This is a genomic window from Acidobacteriota bacterium, assembly GCA_009861545.1.
Taxonomy (GTDB): domain Bacteria; phylum Acidobacteriota; class Vicinamibacteria; order Vicinamibacterales; family UBA8438; genus WTFV01.
On record VXME01000102.1, the window covers coordinates 53,578 to 70,252 of the forward strand.

The following is a 16,675-nucleotide window of genomic DNA, read 5'->3' on the forward strand; positions in this document are numbered from 1 at the left end:
GGCCCGTCGAACACGGCGCGCCCGCGACCTGGCCCGCAAGCGCCGCCGGCTGGACCGCGGGCGCCAGCGGCGTAGTCCGCAGCTCGGATCCGCCTCCGCGGTCAGGTCGACCAGGTCGGGGGCGCTCCAGCGTGCGGCATGCACGGCCGGCTCTCAGCGCAGGCTCCGCAGGTAGTTCACCAGGTTCCAGATGTCCGGCTCGCTGAGCCGGCCGCGGAAGGCATCCATCGCGTAGTCCGGTCCGATGCCGTCGCGGATCGCCGCGAAGATCTCTCCGTCGCTGCCGCCATGCCGCCACGTCGTGTCGGCGAGGTTCGACGGACGCGCACCGTAGGCGGCGGTGGCGGCCGCCAGCCGGCCGTCCCCGCGTCCGGTCGGGCCATGGCACGTCGCGCAGTGGGCGCGGTAGAGGGCGGCGCCGGCGGCCACCGAGGCCGAGGTCGCGACTATCGGGTTCGTCAGACCCTGCGCTGCGGGACGTTCACGCGGCCGGACCGGGTGCGCGACGTCCACACTGGCGTCCTCCGTCGCCGCCGATTCCGACAGCGAACGGAGAAGCGCCGCGGTGTCCTCGCGCACGAAACGGTCGCCGCCGATGCCGTCGGCGTAGAAGGCCAGCGCCAGCGGCGTCTCGCCGCGCCGGTTCTCCACGTCCGGGTCCGCGCCGCGTGACGTCAACAACTCGATGACGCGGTTCATGCCGTGCGAGGCCGCGGCGTGCAGGGCGGTGTCGCCGGCATCGTTGGCCGCGTTGACGTCCGCGCCCAGCGCCAGCGCCGCAGCGACCGCCGCGCGGGCCAGGCGCTCCTCGGCGGCCGGGATCGTCGAGCCGAGCGCGGCCGACTCGACCGGGTTGTAGGAAGAGAAGTCGCGCCGATCCCGGATGAACGCGCTGCCGCCGCCCCGGTTGTAGCCCTGGCCCGCCGCCGCCATCAGCGGCGTGGTGCCGTCCCGGCTCGGCTGCCGCGAATCCGCGCCGGCGGCCGCGAGCACCCGCAGCATCTCGACCTCCAGGAACCGGGCGGCGAGCCAGAACGGCGTGGCGCCGACCCACCGATCCATGAAGGCGAAGTCGTGGCTCCAGCGGCGCACCGGCGTGCCGCTGGTCAACCGCGCGTTCGGATCGGCCCCGTGCTCGAGGAGCGCGCGCACCAGCGGCAGCCCGGCCCCCGGATCGTCGTTCGCGACGCCGCGGTCGCGCAGCGTGCCCCGCAGCACCGCCGCGTGCAGCGCCGTGTAGCCGAGCGGCGCCGCGTTCGGGTCCGCCCCCGCGTCGAGCAGGAACGCGGCCAGCGATCCGTGACCGCTGTGGGCCGCGATGTTGAGGGCGGTATTGCCGTCGGCCGCGGTGTCGTGCACGTCCGCACCGGCGGCGATCAGCAGGCGGGCCGACTCCAGGTCGCCCGAGCGCGCGGCGAACAGCAGCGGGGTGGTCCCGCCCTCGGCGACCTCCTCCAGGGCGATGCCGCGCGACGCCGAGCCGGCCGAGCGGCTGCCGCCCATGTTGTAGACCCGACGCCGGGTGCCGGTGCGGGCGTGAATGTCGGCCCCGTGGTCGAGGAGCATCCGAGTGACCGCCGGCCGCCGGTTCGCGACCGCCCACATCAGGGCCGACTGACCGCGCGTCGTCTCGATGGCGTTCACGTGCGCCCCGGCATCCAGCAGGGCGTCCACCGCCCCCGGGCTCCCCGCGCGCGCCGCCGCCATCAGGGCCGTCTCGCCGCTGGCGAGCGCCCCGTTCGGATCCGCGCCGGCCGCCAGGAGGCGCTCGACCAGCGCGCCGTGCCCGCGGGCGCAGGCCATCAGGAGCGGCGTGACGCCGAGATCGTTCGCCGCGTCGACGTCGGCGCCGGCGCCGAGGAGCAGGTCGGCAATCTCCACGCTCTCGCGGTGGACCGCCCAGTGGAGGGCCGTGGCGCCGTCCGGCTGCCGCCCGTCCGCATCGACCGCTGCGAAGAGCAGCGTCCGCACGGCCGCAACGTCCACGGCTCGCACGGCCGAGATCAGACGTGACGCCCCGGATGCGGGTTCCGCCTGACCCTGGACGGCGGCCGGCGCCGCAGCCAGAAGTGCTGCAAGCAGCAGCGCGCATCTCGCCATGGCGCTACAGGTCCAGCCGCCCGGTGCTGTCGTGGAGACTGTCGAGCCGCATGCCCAGCTTCTCCGCCACCGTCAGGTGCAGGTTGGCGAGGGGCGTGCCGCCGGCGACGGACCGGCCGCCGCCCGCGCCGCCGTCGTAGCGCAGGTGCCGGCCGCCCTTCAGGCGTCCCCCACCGCCGCCCGCCACCACCAGCGGCAGGTTCCACGGCTGGTGATCGCCCTCGGACATGCCCGCGCCGTAGTAGAGGACGACGTGATCCAGCAGCGAGCCGTCGCCGTCCGGAGTCGCGGCCAGGCGGCCGAGGTAGTAGGCGAACTGCTCGGCGTGGTGCGTGTTGATGCGGATCAACTGCTCGCGGCTGATCGAGCTGTCCTCGTGCGACAGCGGATGGTGTCCGCCGGGCGCGCCGATCTCCGGATAGGTGCGGCTGCTGAACTCGCGGCCCACCATGAACGTGATGACGCGCGTCAGGTCGCTCTGATACGCGAGCACCTGCAGGTCGAACATCAGCCGCGCGTGGTCCGCGAAGCTCGCGGGCACGCCGGCCGGCTGGTCGAATGCCGGAAGCTCCCGCGCCGCCTGGGCCTCGATGCGCTGGATCCGCCGCTCGATGTCCCGCACGGCGTCTAGGTACTCCGCCAGCTTGGCCGCGTCGCCCGGACCGAGATCGCGGGCGAGGGCGGCCGCCTTCTCGCCGACCGAATCGAGCAGGCTGCGGTTCTGCGCCAGCCGCGCCTGGCGGACGGCCGGGTCGGTGCTGCCGCCGTCGCCGAACATCCGCTCGAAGACCACGCGCGGGTTGTGCTCCATCGGGAGCGGGGTCCGCGGGCCGCGCCACGTGATGGTGTGGCTGTAGGTGCAACTGTAGCCGCCGTCGCAGGTGCCCGCCCCCTTGTCGCCGGACTCCAGCGACAGCTCCAGGGATCCGAGCGCGGTGTCCTGCCCGAACTCCCGGGCGAGGAGCTGATCGAGCGAGACGTCGGCCAGGAAGTCGTTGCCCTCCTGCCCGAAGGGGCGTGGGATCGCCCCGGTCAGGTACTTCGTCGCACAGCGGCCGTGGACCGCTCCGCTGCGCGCGGTCAGGCCGTTCACGTTCTGGGTCAAGCCGGTCAGCACCAGCAGCCGGTCGCGGAACGGCTCGAGCGGCTTCAGGATCGGCGAGAGCTCGAACCCGGCGCCGGCGGCGGACGGCGTCCACCGGTCGATCACCACCCCGTTCGGCACGTAGACGACACCGAACCGTCGCACGGGGCGGGCCGCCGAGCGGTGGAGCGCGGTCAGCGCCGGCGCCATGCCGTCGAGCAGCGGCAGCGCCACCGCCGCGCCGAGGCCGCGCAGCACCGTCCGGCGGGGAACGGCCTTCCTGGTGATGATCATGACTCCGACCTCCGCATCCGGAACGACGTGCTCTCGACGATGCCCAGGATCAGGGACGACCAGCGGTGGTCGTCCTCCGCGGCGGCGCGCGTTACGGCGCGGATCACCGGGCGGTCGTAGTGCTCGATTCCGCGGCCGAGAGCGTAGGTGAGCAGCTTCTCGGTAACCGTCTCCACGAACTGCTCCGAGCGGTCCAGCAACACCCGCCGCAGACCCGCGGGACCGTCGAACGACGTCGTCCCGTCGGCAAGGACCGCCGAAGCGTCGACCGGGAGGCCGGCGTCGCGGGTACGCCAGGCCCCGACCGCGTCGAAGTTCTCCAGCGCGAAGCCGAGCGGGTCCATCGGCGCGTGACAGACGGCGCAGGCCGCGTTGCGCCGGTGTTGCGCCAGGCGCTCGCGCACGGTGCGGGGCTCGCCCGCCTCCCCGCGTGCCGGCAACGGCGGGATGTCCGGGGGCGGCGGGGCCGGCGGCGTCCCGAGGATGTTCTCCAGGAGCCATTTCGCCCGCAGCACCGGGGACGTGCGGTTGCCGTAGGACGTCGCGGCGAGGATGCTGCCCTGGCCGAGCAGGCCGCCGCGCCGCTCGTCCGGCAGCGTCACCCGCCGGTAGTGGCTTCCCGTGACACCCGCGATGCCGTAGTGCCGGGCCAGCCGTTCGTTCAGGAAGGAGTGGTCCGCGCGCAGCAGGTCGACGACGCTCCGGTCCTCGCGAAGCTGGCTCTCCACGAACAGCTCGGTCTCCCGCCGGAGGGCCTCGCGGAGGTTCTCGTCGAAATCGGGAAACAGGTTCGGATCGGGAGCGATGCCCGCGACGCTGCGCAGCGACAGCCACTGGCCGGCGAAGTTGTCGACGAGCGCGCGCGACCTCGAGTCGGCGAGCATGCGCCGCACCTGCCGTTCGCGCTCCGCGGGGTCGGACAGCCGGCCGTCGATGGCGGCGTCCAGCAGGTCGTCGTCCGGAATGCTGCTCCAGAGAAAGAACGACAGCCGCGAGGCAAGCTCCAGGTCCGAGAGCCGGTACGGGGCGCCCGGCGCGACGTCCTCCGGATCGCGCTCGATACGGAACAGGAACTCCGGATCGATGAGGAGGCGCTCGAGGGCCGCGCGGATGCCGGCCTCGAAGCCGCCCGCCTGCCGGCCGGTCCGGTAGAACGCGAGCAACGCGGCGACGTCGGCCTCGCCGACCGGGCGGCGGTACGCCCGGCGGGCCAGCGCCGCCAGGATCTGTCGGGCGCAGGCGTCCTCCGCGGCGCGGCCGCCGGGGCGGCAGATGAAGATCCGGGCGCGGCTGGCCGTCTCGCCCGATCCGGTGGCGGCGTACGGCCCGTCGATGGCGACGCTCTCGACGCCCGGCCCCTCCGGGCGCGGCGACGTGTCGGTGGTCTCGGTGACGGTGGCCCCGTACTCCCGCAGCGGCGGCTGCAGCACCCCCTCCTGCTCCCACGACTTGCCGACGAACGACACGCCGACCACCCGCGTGCCGGCGCGCACCGGCACGCGCACGGCCAGATCCGCGTCGGCCCCGGTGCGGTAGTCGTCCCAGTCCTGGCTCGGGTACTCCGCTTCGCCGGCGGCCACGAACGTTCCCGAGAAGGTGACCGGGGCCGGCCGGCCCGGCGCCTCGGCGCCGACCGGGAAGCGCGCGACGCGCCGGCCGTCGATCCGCAGGTCCAGGTCGTGCGCCTCGTCGAGATTGACGATGTACTCGTAGACGCTGCGCTTCAGCCGGATCGTGACGAGGTACTCGCCGTCGAGCGGAAAACGGTGGCGGACCGCGAGGCCGGCGCGGGAACCGAACGGCAGGTCGTCGCTCATCCGCTCGTTCTGCGTCATCGCGATCGGGACGCGATAGACCTGCGACGTAGAGCCCGGCCCTATCGTCGGATCGCCGACCGCGAGACGGCTGATCCGGCGCGCCGCCGACAGGTAGCGCTCCATCAGCACGGGGGACAGCGCCAGCGTGCCGGCGAGATTGTCGAAGCCGTGGCCCGTGTCGTCGGCCGGCAGCAGGGCGGCGGCGTCGACCTCGAGCGCCAGCAGGTCACGCACCGCGTTCGCGTACTCGGCGCGGTTCAGGCGGTGTGCGGGCACCCGTCCCGGCTCGATCCTGGACGCGGCGGCGCGGTCGAGCTCGGCTTCCAGCCACGTCCGGAAACCGTCGTAGGTTTGCCGCTCGGGACGCGGGCGGCCGGCCGGGGGCATCATCCCGCCGCGCAGCTTCAGGACGACCCGCTCCCAGATCTCCGGCGTCGCGCCGACGCGGGAGACGTCGAGCGCATCGAGCGCGAGCCCGCCCGTCCGCAGCCGCTCGTTATGACAGGTGACGCAGTAGCGATCGAGCAGGGCGCGCTGCGGCGCTGCCGTGGAGGTGGCTTCTTGCACCGACGGCGTCCGAATCTTCTCGGCAGCCTCCACGGCCTCCGGGTGCAGCCCGACCGCGCCCGCAACGGCAGACGCCACGGCCAGGCACCGTGCGACCCTATGCCCCATGGCCGCCATCTTACACCCGCACCCGGGCCGGGACCGGCCGTAGAATGGGGCCGATATGCGTACCCTCAGCCTCCGTGCCGGACCCGCCGCGCTGGCCGTCCTGCTGCTCATCCCAACCCTAGCCGCCCAGGACCGTAGCGGGCCGACGCCCAAGGTGGCCCCCAGCGGCCGGGTGACGACGAGCGTGACCTTCGACGGCCGCGTGCTGCCCGACGGCGGGTGGTTCACCTACACCCCGTCCCACTCGGGCCCGTCCCGCATCACCATCGACTACGGCCAGCCGCACGCCCGGACCCGGGAGATTTTCGGCGGGCTGGTTCCCTACGACGAGGTCTGGCGCCTGGGGGCGAACTGGGCCACGCGCCTGACCCTCGACTTCGACGTCCGCTTCGGCGAGCTCGACGTGCCGCGCGGGGAGTACACGCTGTTCATGCTCCCGCGGGAACACGGCGGCGAGCTCATCGTGAGCCGCCAGACCCGGCAGTGGGGCACGGACTACGACCCCTCCTTCGACTTCGGCAGGACGTCCATCGGTCGCCGCACGCTGGAAGGAAACGTCCGCAGCCTGGCGGTCACCCTGGAACCGGACCTGCCGGCGGAAGAGGGAGCCGCCCCGTCCGGGATGCTCCGCATCACCTGGGGACAAGCGGAGTACTTCACCGCCTGGCGGATGCGCTGGCCCTGAGAAGCCGCCGCCGAAGCAGGCGACCGATGCCCATGACCCTTCGTTTCACGCGGGCCATTTTGCGTTACGATGCCGTATGGCCGCCAGTTGCGCGAGCGGATGGCGAAGCTGGAGGGGTTGCTCGAAGGTCCTTCGCGAGGCCGTCACCGGCACGCGCGCCGCATAGAACGTCCGGCTCTCACCGACACCCGGTCCGAAGGGGAGGTCCCATGCGTATCGAGACGACGGCTCGGCATCGAACCCGCCTGGCGGTATCGACGGTCGCGGCGGCCCTGCTCGTCGGTACGGGCGCGTTGCCCGGCAGCCCCGCACTGGCTCAGGACGCCGGCGCAACCGGCGTGATCGCCGGCAGCGTGGCGGCCGACCGCGGCGAGGTGCGCGCCCTGCGCGTCAAGGCGCACGACACCGTCCACCGCATCGCCTATACCGTCTACACGCGGGACGGCCGCTACCGTATCTTCAATCTGCCGCCGAGCACCTACGACGTCAGCGTCGTCGAGGAGGCGTTCGAGTCGCCGACCGCGACGGTGGAGGTGAGTGCGGGCGCGACGACGACCGTCGATATCGTGCTGACGGCCCTCGGCGCCGGACCCGAGCAGGGCGCCGCGGCCGCTGGTGCATCGGCCCAGCGGAACTACGGCGGCGGAGCGGCTGACGATCGGGCGGCGGAGATCGTCGACTTCGACACTCTCTACCCGCCTCATCCGGCACGCGACGTCATGCTGCGCTCCTGCTTCGGCTGTCACGGCCCGGCCGGCTTCCACCGCCGCGGGCCGCGCAACGAGCGCGGCTGGCGCCGGGCCGTCGACCGGATGTTCGACATCGACGGCCGTGTCGCAAACATGGCGCCCGGCGTGCCGCAGATAACGCACGACCTGGTGTCGGTCGACGAGAAGGAACTGATCATCCAGTACCTGACCTCCCTCTTCGGACCGGGCTCGACGCCGCGCGACCTCGAGCTCGACCCGCTCGTCCGCGACGAGCAGGCGCTCTCCGAGGCGGTCTACATCGAGTACGAGCTGAAGCGCGGGCCGGAGCGGCTGCTCTCGAACGGCGCGCCGCCGCGCGGCAGCATCCACAGCGTCTTCGCGAGCCGCGCCGAGCCGGGGGTCATCTGGGTGTCGGGCAACGGCTCGAACTCCATCATCCGCATGGACAGCCGGGATCCCGACTTCGAGACCCGCACCGACGAGCTGTGGATCGAGAACGAGGAGAACATCAACGTCACGCCGCACGGCATCGTCGAGTACCGCGGCCGCGTCTACTGGGTCGAGCTGACCGGCGACCACTTCGGCGAGCTCGACCCCGCCACCGGCGAGATGAAGCGCTACCCGATGCCGACGAAGGGCGCCGGCCCGCACAGCGTCTGGGTCGATTCCCGCGGCAGCTTCTGGTACACCTACTTCGCCTCGGCCGGCCGCATCGGCCGCTTCGACCTCGCCGCCGAGGACTTCACCGAGTGGGAGCCCCTGTCCGGTTTCAGCGGCTACGGCATCGTCGTCGACCGGCAGGACCGGGTCTGGGCGGTCGGCCTGCACACGCCCGCCATCTACATGTACAACCAGGAGACGGCCGCGTGGCGGTCGTACCCGCTGGCCAACCCGGCGCGGCGCCCCGCCATCGACTCCGACGGCAAGATCTGGGCCGCCCACTACTTCGGCAACGCGATCTCGAAGATCGATCCGGTCACATCCGCCGTCACCGAGTACGTGCTGCCGCTCAAGGACGGCAACCCCTACGACGTCTGGCCGGACGACGACGATAACCTCTGGGTCGAGAACGGCATCTACAACTCGCTGGTCCGCTTCGACCAGCAGACCGACGAGTTCACCTACTTCCCGTTCCCGGAGCTGCGGGCGCACACGCCGAAGCTCGACCGCGATGCGGAAGGCACGCTCTGGTTCACCTTGCGCGGGCCGTCCGGACCGGGCGTGGCGGCGCTGAAACCGCACGGCAACGTGCCGGCGGAAACGAATGCCGGCCAGTAGGAAATCCGCCATTGCGTGGCTGGAAATCGTCCACTAGATGGTTGATTTACAGCCACATCGCGGATAACATCCCAGTCGCATGCGCGGCCGACATGCGACTGGCGCCCTGCTGGATGCACTACGCGACACACCCGTCGTGTACCTGCAGGGTGCGCGGCAGACCGGCAAGAGCACGCTGGTCCGCACCGTCGCCGAACGGCAGCATCCGGCGCGGTACCTGACGCTCGACACGGCCGCCGTCCTGGCCGCGGCGTCGAACGACCCCGAAGGGTTCGTCGCGGGACTCGAACGGCCCGTCGTCATCGACGAGGTCCAGCGGGCGCCTGCCCTGGCGCTCGCCATAAAGGCGGCCGTCGATGCCGACCGCCGTCCCGGGCAGTTCCTGCTGACCGGCTCGGCCAGCGTCATGTCCCTCCCGGCGCTCTCCGACTCGCTCGCCGGCCGCATGGAGCTGCACACGCTCTGGCCCTTCTCGCAGGGCGAGCTCGCGGACGTTCGCGAGACGTTCGTCGACCGCGTCTTCGCGGAAAGACTGGTAACGCCCGACACGGTGCCGAACACGGAGAAGTCCCTGGTCGAACGGGTGTGCACCGGCGGCTATCCCGAGATCCAGACCCGCAGGAGCCATGCCCGCCGGCAGGCGTGGTTCGACTCCTATGTCGACGCCATCCTGCAGCGCGACGTGCGCGAACTGGCCAACATCGAGCGGCTGTCAGAACTCCCGCGGCTGCTCGCCCTGCTCGCGTCGCGCGCCGGCGAACTGCTCAACTTCGCGGATCTGGCCAGGACGCTGGGGATCCCGCAGACGACCCTGAAGCGCTACATGACGCTGATGGAGATGACGTTCCTCGTGCGGCTGCTGCCGGCCTGGTTCTCGAATCTCGGGAAGCGCCTCGCGAAAGCCCCCAAGCTGCTGCTGGCCGACACGGGGCTGCTCACGCACCTGGTTGAAGCCGACGAGAATCGGCTCCGGCGCAACCGCACGCTGTTGGGACACGTCCTCGAAAACTTCGTGGCGATGGAGCTGCTCAAGCAGCTCGGCTGGTCGGAACGGCGCTGCCGGCTGTTCCATTTCCGCACCGAGAGTGGCGTCGAGGTCGACCTCGTCCTCGAGGACCGCGCCGGCCGTCTCGTGGGTATCGAAGTGAAGAGCGCTGCTTCCGTGCGGCAACAGGACTTCCGCGAGCTGGAAACGCTGGCGCGGTTGACGGGGGATCGGTTCGCCCGCGGCGTCGTTCTATGCACCGGGACGACCGTCGTTCCGTTCGGCCGGAACCTGTTCGCGCTTCCCGTTTCGCAGCTCTGGGCCTGAAGCCCGGTCTTCTACTTCCCAGTGAGCTGCGCCTTGAAGTCGACCTCCAACTCGGCCTCCCACGCGACACGCTGCTCGATCTGGTCGCGGCGGGTCTGCAGGCAGTCGAAGCAGAGGGTCCCGGGGATGGCGTGGCCTTCACCGTCGGTGGGAATGCCGCGCTCCTCCATGATCTGGCGGAGCAGCGCCGCGGTGTGCTTCTGCGCCTTGTAGAAATCGGAGTAGCTGAAGCCGTCGGCGATGGCGAGCGGCGAGTAGCCGAGCTCGGTGCGGGCGTCCAGGTCGGCGCCCTGCTCCACGAGATGCTCGGCGACGTTGTTCGCGCCGCGGAAGGCGGCGCCGTGCAGGGCGGTCATGCCGCGGTAGTTTGCGGCGTTGATGTCGTTGCCGTGCTCGAGGCACAGCTTGACGGCCTCCAGAACCTCGTCCTCCTGACCCGGCAGCGACCCGCCGTCCTCACCCGGGTTCCAGATGGCGACCCCGGACGCGACCATCAGCGGCGTCGTGCCGTCGGCGCTCGGTATCGTCGGATCGGCGCCCGCGTCCAGCAGCACGCGCATCGCCTCGGTGTCGGTCACCTTGGCGGCCAGGAAGAAGGGGGTCGCGCCCAGCCGGTTGAGGCGGTTGCGCTGGCCGTCCTTCATGCCGTTGACGGTCATCCGGGCGTTGACGTCGCCGCCGACGGCGATCATCTTCCGCAGCACGTCGATGCTGTCGACGCTGCCGCTCGGAATGGGTCCGGGGAAACCGAAGCCGGTGTTCATCCGGCGCGTGCGGACGAGCTGGTGCAGCGCGCCCCAGCCGGCCCCGGCCAGGTTCGGGTCGGCGCCGCGGTCGAGCAGGTAGTCGGCCAGCTCCCAGTTGGCATTGGCCACCGCGACGACCAGCGCGCTCTGGCCGTCGGACAGCGTGTCGTTGACGTCGGCGCCGGCCGCCAGCAGCACCTGCACGGCGTCGATGTGCCCGCTGCGGGCCGCGAACAGCAGCGCGGTGAAACCGGTGGGCGGCGGCGCGTAGAACAGGCGGTTGCCGTTCGGCGGCCGCTCGACCGTCTCGGTCTTGGCGCCAACGTCGGCGCCCAGCTCGGCCAGCGCGTGCACGGCATCGGCGTTGTTGCGGGCGGCGGCCCACATCAGCGCGGTCTGGCCGCGGAAGCTGTCGCGCAGGTTCGGGTCGGCGCCCCGCACGAGGAGCACCCGAATCGCCGCGGCGTTCCCGGTGCGCGCGGCGGTCATCAGGACCGTCTCGCCCTCCGGCAGCGCGGCGTTCGGATCGGCCCCGGCTTCGAGCAGCGCCTCCAGGATATCCGCGCTGCCGTTCTCGGCCGCAAGCGAGATCGGCTGCACGCCGTAGCGGTTCTTCACCGACACGTCGGCGCCGGCTTCGAGCAGCAGATCCACCAGGCCGGCGTCGTTGCGGTGCACCGCCCAGTGCAGCGCGGTGGCGCCGTCCGGCGCGGTCTGGTCGACGTCGACGCCCCGGCCGACCAGGGAGCGCACCGTGTCGAAGTCGGCCGCCTTGACCGCCGCCAGTAGCGGCGCGTCCCGCCGTGCGGCCGCCTCGGCCGTGGCGGCCGTGATGCCAAGCCCCGCCACAAGGGCGATGGCGGTCACCAACGACACGAGCGTATGCGACCTGTTTCCAGCGACATGCATGAGAACCACCTCGTCACCGAACGCGAGCACGATCCGTCGTTTCGTGCCCGCCATCCTAGCACGGCAGAAAGCCGGCGAACGGCGGCGCCCGGCCCCGTCCGTGAAGACGATACGCGTCGCGTCATGCCAACGCCCCGCTCGTGGAGAGTGCATCCGCCCAGATCGAGGACATCGGCCGGCAGGGCCGGCCTCGATTGCGGCGCCGGCAGCGCTCCCGTGCGTTTCCGGCGGTTGCTTGAGGCGCTGCACGAGCGGACTGGCGAGCGCGTCGTCGTCCTGGTGGACGAATACGACAAACCGATCTGCGGCTACACCGAGGCCGACCTCGACACGAGAGCCTGCACGCCGACGACGACCTGCTTGTCGGCCTTCGACGTCGCTTCGGTAGCGACCGAGGCGCTGCTGTTCCAGACCGGCTACCTGACCATCGCGGCCGAACAGAACCTGGCCTGCTACCTGCAGTACCGCCTCGGGTACCCGAACCGGGAGGTGCGGCGGGGCCTGAGCCGCGGCCTGCTGCGCTGGCGCCGAACTGGCGCTCGGCGGGCAGCAGCATCGCGCTCCGCCGCGCACTGGCGGCCGAGGACTGGACCGACCTGGAGGCGCTGTTCCGGAAGTTCGTGGCGGGCATCCCCCACGACGAGCGAATTGGTTTCGGGTACCTGGTGCAACGAGCCCGGTCGTGAGTGGGATCTGCTGATCTTCGCGGTGGTGATCGGCATGATCGCAGCCTTCGTGGTCTGGCTGGTCCGCGGACGCCAGTTGCAGCGGTGGGACCTTCGGGCCTCGCCCGTTGCGCCCTCGACGACGGCAATTCTGTGGACAGTGGCGTTGTGCGCCATCATCCCCACCAGCCTGCTGTCGCTTTCGATATACACGGCGGACCCGTGCGCCCCGGAACAGCAGAGGGCAAATGTCGTGTGGCGGTGGGCGGGAGTTGTGGTCGCAGCGGCGGCGTGTCTGGCCGGATTGCAAGTAGCGAAGGCACAGTACGTGAAGGGTAGCAGGCGGTGAAGAACCTGAAGAACACACTGGTCGTCTGTGGCGGCACCGGTGCCCACGTGGCGCTGGCTCTGGTCCGACTGCACACGCTTGACCATGCGCTCGGGTTCTTCCGCCAGCCGCACGGCAAGCCGCTCGCCTTCCCGACGCTCTACCTCGTGGATCAAGATTCCGGGGACGGCGCCACCGAAACAACCGCGTGGCAGCTTGTCCGCCGGTTCGTCGCCGCCCACCCGAGCCGCCACAACTGGCAGGGGGCGATCGGCAGTTCCGATCCCCCCGGAACTCAAGATCGTCACGCCGTTGCCGGTAGGCAGCGACCGGGCGTGGTTCAACCCGCCGTACGAGACCCTCGGGCGACGCTTCGCTGATTCGCCCTGGCTCGACCTGCTTGTGTCGCGAGAGCAGCGCGACATCCGCTTCTCCCACGGCATGATGGGGTCGCCCGCGGTCGGTTCGCTGCTGTTCCGCCTCAAGGAGTTCGACACAAGGCAAAGCGGCACCAACCATGACGGCACCTACCACGAATTGTTGAGCGCACGGGGGCGGGTGGCGGTTGTCGGATCGGCAAACCTCTGCCGGCATCGCCCCGCGTCGCAATGCGACTCGGGGGCATGGCGGGGATCGTGCAGGAACGCCGACGCCGAGCCGACGCCGAGATGCACCCGGAGACGCGCGGGACGCCGGGAGTATGATGCCGTGTGGACCGACGCAAGCTCCCCACCGGCATCCAGACCTTCCGCCGCATCCGGGAGGAAGACTACTACTACGTCGACAAGACCTCCTACGCCCAACGGATTGCGCAGAACGGCGGCACCCACTACTTCCTGTCGCGACCCCGCCGGTTCGGCAAGAGCCTGTTCGTGGACACTCTCAAGGAGCTGTACGAGGGCAACGAGCCGTTGTTCCGCGGACTAGCCGTCCACGACACGTGGGACTGGTCGAAGCGCCATCCCGTCGTGCGGCTGAGCTTCGCCGGCGGCAACTTCAGGAGGCCCGGCGAACTGCAGGCGAGCGCCATGCAACAAATCGGCGCGGTGGAGCACCGGGCCGGACTGCCGGCCTCCGAGGTTCCTACCCCCGCGGGACGGTTCGCCGACCTTCTGGAGGCGCTGCACGAACGCACCCGTGAGCGCGTCGTCGTCCTGGTGGACGAGTACGACAAGCCGATCCTGAACGCGCTGGAGGGATCGGCGCCTTCGGACGGGCGCGGCGAAACGCCTGCCGACGCCAACGCGCAGGCGACCGCCAACCGCGACGACCTGCGCGGGCTCTACGGTACCCTCAAGGACTGCGACGCCCACGTCGAGTTCACCTTCATCACCGGCGTCAGCAAGTTCTCCAAGGTCAGTCTCTTCTCCGACCTCAACTTCCTAATCGACCTCACCCTGAATCCGCGCTACGCGGCCATCTGCGGCTACACCGAGGAAGACCTCGACTCCGTGTTCGCACCCGAGCTCCCCGGCCTCGATCGAGACCAGATCCGCGCTTGGTACAACGGCTACAGCTGGCGCGGGAACGAGAACGTCTACAACCCGTGGGCCATCCTCCACCTGTTCGCCAGCCGCGAGTTCAAGGCCCACTGGTTCGAGACCGCTACGCCCCGCTTCCTCATCGACGCGCTGATCGGACGCGGCTTCTCCGCCCCCGCCCTCGAGAGCCTGCACGCCGACGACGACCTGCTGTCGGCCTTCGACGTGGCGTCGATGGCGACCGAGGCGCTGCTGTTCCAGACCGGCTACCTGACCATCGCGGCCGAAGATAAGGACCCGGACGGCGTGCCCCTGTACCTCCTGGGTTATCCGAACCGGGAAGTGCGGCGCGGACTGAACCGCGGCCTGCTCGACGCACTGGCGCCGAACTGGCGGTCGACAGGGAGCGGCATCGCGCTCCGCCGCCTGCTGGCGGCCGAGGACTGGGCCGGACTGGAAGCGTTGTTTCGCAAGCTGCTGGCGGGCATCCCCCACGACTGGCACCGGCGCAACGACATCGCGCGTTACGAGGGCTACTGGTCGAGCGTCTTCTATGCCTGGTTCCAGGCGTCGATGGACGGCGTGGCGGTGGAGGACGCCACCAGCCGCGGGCGCCTGGACATGGCGGTGGTGCTGGGCGACAGCGCGTTCCTTTTCGAGCTCAAGGTGGCCGAGCGCGGGGCGGGGAGTGCCCGGCCGGCAGGAGCGGCGGCAGACGCCCGACCGGCGAGCGCGACGAGCGAGCCTGCCTCACACACGGACAGCGCGGCGCTGGCGCAGTTGACGGCGCGCCGCTACGCGGACAAGTACCGAGCGCCGGGCCGCAACGTTCACCTGATCGGCGTGGAGGTCAGCGCCGAGACACGCGACATCACCGCGTTCGACGTGGCGCCCGCCTGAGGGCCCCGATGAATAGAATGCCCTGGTGGACAGGCGCAAGCTCCCGATCGGGATCCAGACGTTCCGCCAGATCCGCGAGGAGGACTACTACTACGTCGACAAGACCGCCTACGCTTGCCGGATCGGGGAAGACGCCGGAAAGCACCTCTTCCTGTCTCGACCCCGCCGGTTCGGCAAGAGCCTGTTCGTGGACACCGTCAAGGAGCTGTACGAGGGCAACGAGCCCTTGTTCCGCGGACTGGCCGTCCACGACGCGTGGGACTGGTCGAAACGCCATCCTGTCGTGCGGCTGAGCTTCGCCGGCGGCAACTTCAAGCGGCCGGGCGAGCTGCACGCGAGCGTCATGCGGCAACTCGCTGCGTGCGAACGCCGGGCCGGGCTGCCGGCCTCAGACGTTCCCACGCCCGCGGGACGCTTCGCCGACCTTCTGGAGGCGCTGCACGACCGGACGGGCGAGCGCGGCGTCGTCCTGGTGGACGAGTACGACAAGCCGATCCTGGACGCGCTGGAAGGACCGGCGCCTGCCGGCGAGCGCGGCGAAATGCCCGCCGCCGCCAACGCGCAGGCGATCGCCAACCGCGACGACCTGCGCGGGCTGTACGGCACCATCAAGGACTGCGACGCGCACGTCGAGCTCACCTTCATCACCGGTGTGAGCAGGTTCAGCAAGGTGAGCCTGTTCTCCGGACTGAACAACCTCACCGATCTCACCCTGAACCCGCACTACTCGGCGATCTGCGGTTACACGGATGCAGACCTCGACACGGTGTTCGCGCCGGAGTTGCCAGGGCTGGAGCGCGACGAGATCCGCGCCTGGTACAACGGCTACGCTTGGCGGGGAAGCGAGAACGTCTACAACCCCTACGCCATCCTGCATCTCTTCGCCAGCCGGGAGTTCGAGGCGCACTGGTTCGAGACCGCGACGCCGCGCTTCCTGATCGACACCCTGCTCCGGCACGGCTTCGCGGCCCCGGACCTCGAGAACGTCCACGCCGACGCCGCCCTGCTGTCGACCTTCGACGTGGACGCCATGCCTGCGGAGGCGCTGCTGTTCCAGACCGGCTACCTGACCATCGTGGACGAGGAGCGGCGCGACGGGAGAACGCTGTACCGGCTCGCGTACCCGAACCGGAAGGTGCGGCGCGGCCTGAACGACAGCCTGCTGGACGCACTGGCACCGAGCTGGCGGTCGGCGGGAGACGCTGGCGCGCTCCGCCGCCTTCTCTCGGTGCAGGATTGGACCGGCGTCGAATCGCTGTTCCGGCGGCTGCTGGCCGGCATTCCGCACGACTGGCACCGCCGGAACGACATCGCCCGCTACGAGGGGTACTGGTCGAGCGTCTTCTACGCCTGGTTCCGGGCCTCCCTGGACCACCTGGCCGTGGAGGACGCCACCAGCCGCAGCCGACTGGACATGGCATTGCGACTCGAGGAAGACGTCTACCTGTTCGAGTTCAAGGTGGCCGGGCGTTCGGAGCAGGGTGCGGCCCTGGCGCAGTTGAAGGCGCGCCGCTACGCGGACAAGTACCGCGCGCCGGGCCGTACGGTCCACCTCATCGGCGTGGAGGTCAGTGCCGAGACGCGCGACATCACGGCGTTCGACGTCGAGCCCGCCTGATGGCCGCCCGAACGCGGCCGGGGCAGGCTGGAGTCGGCCCCGTGCGCTCCCCAACGCGGAACGCTCGACGCGA

Annotated in this window: 11 protein-coding genes and 1 pseudogene; 7 read left to right on the plus strand and 5 right to left on the minus strand. The window is 70.8% G+C overall.

The features are described from left to right. Positions 1-153 precede the first annotated feature (153 nt). The 4 genes and pseudogenes from F4X11_16815 to F4X11_16830 form a co-directional block, all read right to left on the minus strand. The gene (locus F4X11_16815; protein ID MYN66666.1) at positions 154-2,100 is read right to left on the minus strand and encodes a c-type cytochrome; all 1,947 of its coding nucleotides are present in this window, start codon (positions 2,098-2,100) and stop codon (positions 154-156) included. A 4-nt stretch (positions 2,101-2,104) separates the two neighbouring features. Further along, the gene (locus F4X11_16820; protein ID MYN66667.1) at positions 2,105-3,478 is read right to left on the minus strand and encodes a DUF1552 domain-containing protein; all 1,374 of its coding nucleotides are present in this window, start codon (positions 3,476-3,478) and stop codon (positions 2,105-2,107) included. Next, a complete protein-coding gene (locus tag F4X11_16825) occupies positions 3,475-5,058 on the minus strand; it encodes a DUF1592 domain-containing protein (GenBank protein ID MYN66668.1) in 1,584 nt (527 codons plus the stop codon). The genes F4X11_16820 and F4X11_16825 overlap by 4 nt, the downstream gene beginning before the upstream one ends. A gap of 312 nt (positions 5,059-5,370) precedes the next feature. Beyond that, positions 5,371-6,081: pseudogene (locus tag F4X11_16830) on the minus strand (DUF1587 domain-containing protein). Between F4X11_16830 and F4X11_16835 the strand changes: the two are divergent. The 3 genes from F4X11_16835 (at position 6,026) to F4X11_16845 (ending at position 9,955) form a co-directional block, all read left to right on the plus strand. Beyond that, complete coding sequence (locus F4X11_16835; GenBank protein MYN66669.1) at positions 6,026-6,655, plus strand: DUF2911 domain-containing protein; 630 nt, start codon at positions 6,026-6,028, stop codon at positions 6,653-6,655. The pseudogene F4X11_16830 and the gene F4X11_16835 sit on opposite strands and share 56 nt — an antisense overlap. A 26-nt stretch (positions 6,656-6,681) precedes the next feature. After that, positions 6,682-8,643 carry a hypothetical protein gene (locus F4X11_16840; protein MYN66670.1) on the plus strand — a complete coding sequence of 654 codons (1,962 nt, stop codon included), beginning with the start codon at positions 6,682-6,684 and terminating at the stop codon, positions 8,641-8,643. A gap of 79 nt (positions 8,644-8,722) precedes the next feature. Beyond that, positions 8,723-9,955, plus strand: coding sequence for an ATP-binding protein (locus F4X11_16845; protein ID MYN66671.1), 1,233 nt, complete (start codon positions 8,723-8,725; stop codon positions 9,953-9,955). A gap of 11 nt (positions 9,956-9,966) precedes the next feature. Here F4X11_16845 and F4X11_16850 read toward each other — a convergent pair whose 3' ends face one another. Further along, positions 9,967-11,763 (minus strand): hypothetical protein, encoded by a 1,797-nt coding sequence (locus F4X11_16850; protein MYN66672.1) that lies wholly within the window; start codon positions 11,761-11,763, stop codon positions 9,967-9,969. A gap of 63 nt (positions 11,764-11,826) precedes the next feature. Here F4X11_16850 and F4X11_16855 point away from each other — a divergent pair, with 63 nt between their 5' ends. From F4X11_16855 to F4X11_16870, 4 genes are all read left to right on the plus strand, one after another. Next, entirely contained in the window at positions 11,827-12,624 is a 798-nt protein-coding gene (locus tag F4X11_16855) for a hypothetical protein (protein MYN66673.1), read from the plus strand. After that, positions 12,621-12,983 (plus strand): hypothetical protein, encoded by a 363-nt coding sequence (locus F4X11_16860; protein MYN66674.1) that lies wholly within the window; start codon positions 12,621-12,623, stop codon positions 12,981-12,983. Before F4X11_16855 ends, F4X11_16860 begins: the two co-directional genes overlap by 4 nt. A 330-nt stretch (positions 12,984-13,313) precedes the next feature. After that, complete coding sequence (locus F4X11_16865; protein ID MYN66675.1) at positions 13,314-14,984, plus strand: AAA family ATPase; 1,671 nt, start codon at positions 13,314-13,316, stop codon at positions 14,982-14,984. Positions 14,985-15,009: 25 nt separating this feature from the next. Continuing rightward, positions 15,010-16,602: an ATP-binding protein gene (locus F4X11_16870; GenBank protein MYN66676.1), complete on the plus strand. Its 1,593-nt coding sequence runs from the start codon at positions 15,010-15,012 to the stop codon at positions 16,600-16,602. The last annotated feature ends 73 nt before the right edge of the window (positions 16,603-16,675 follow it).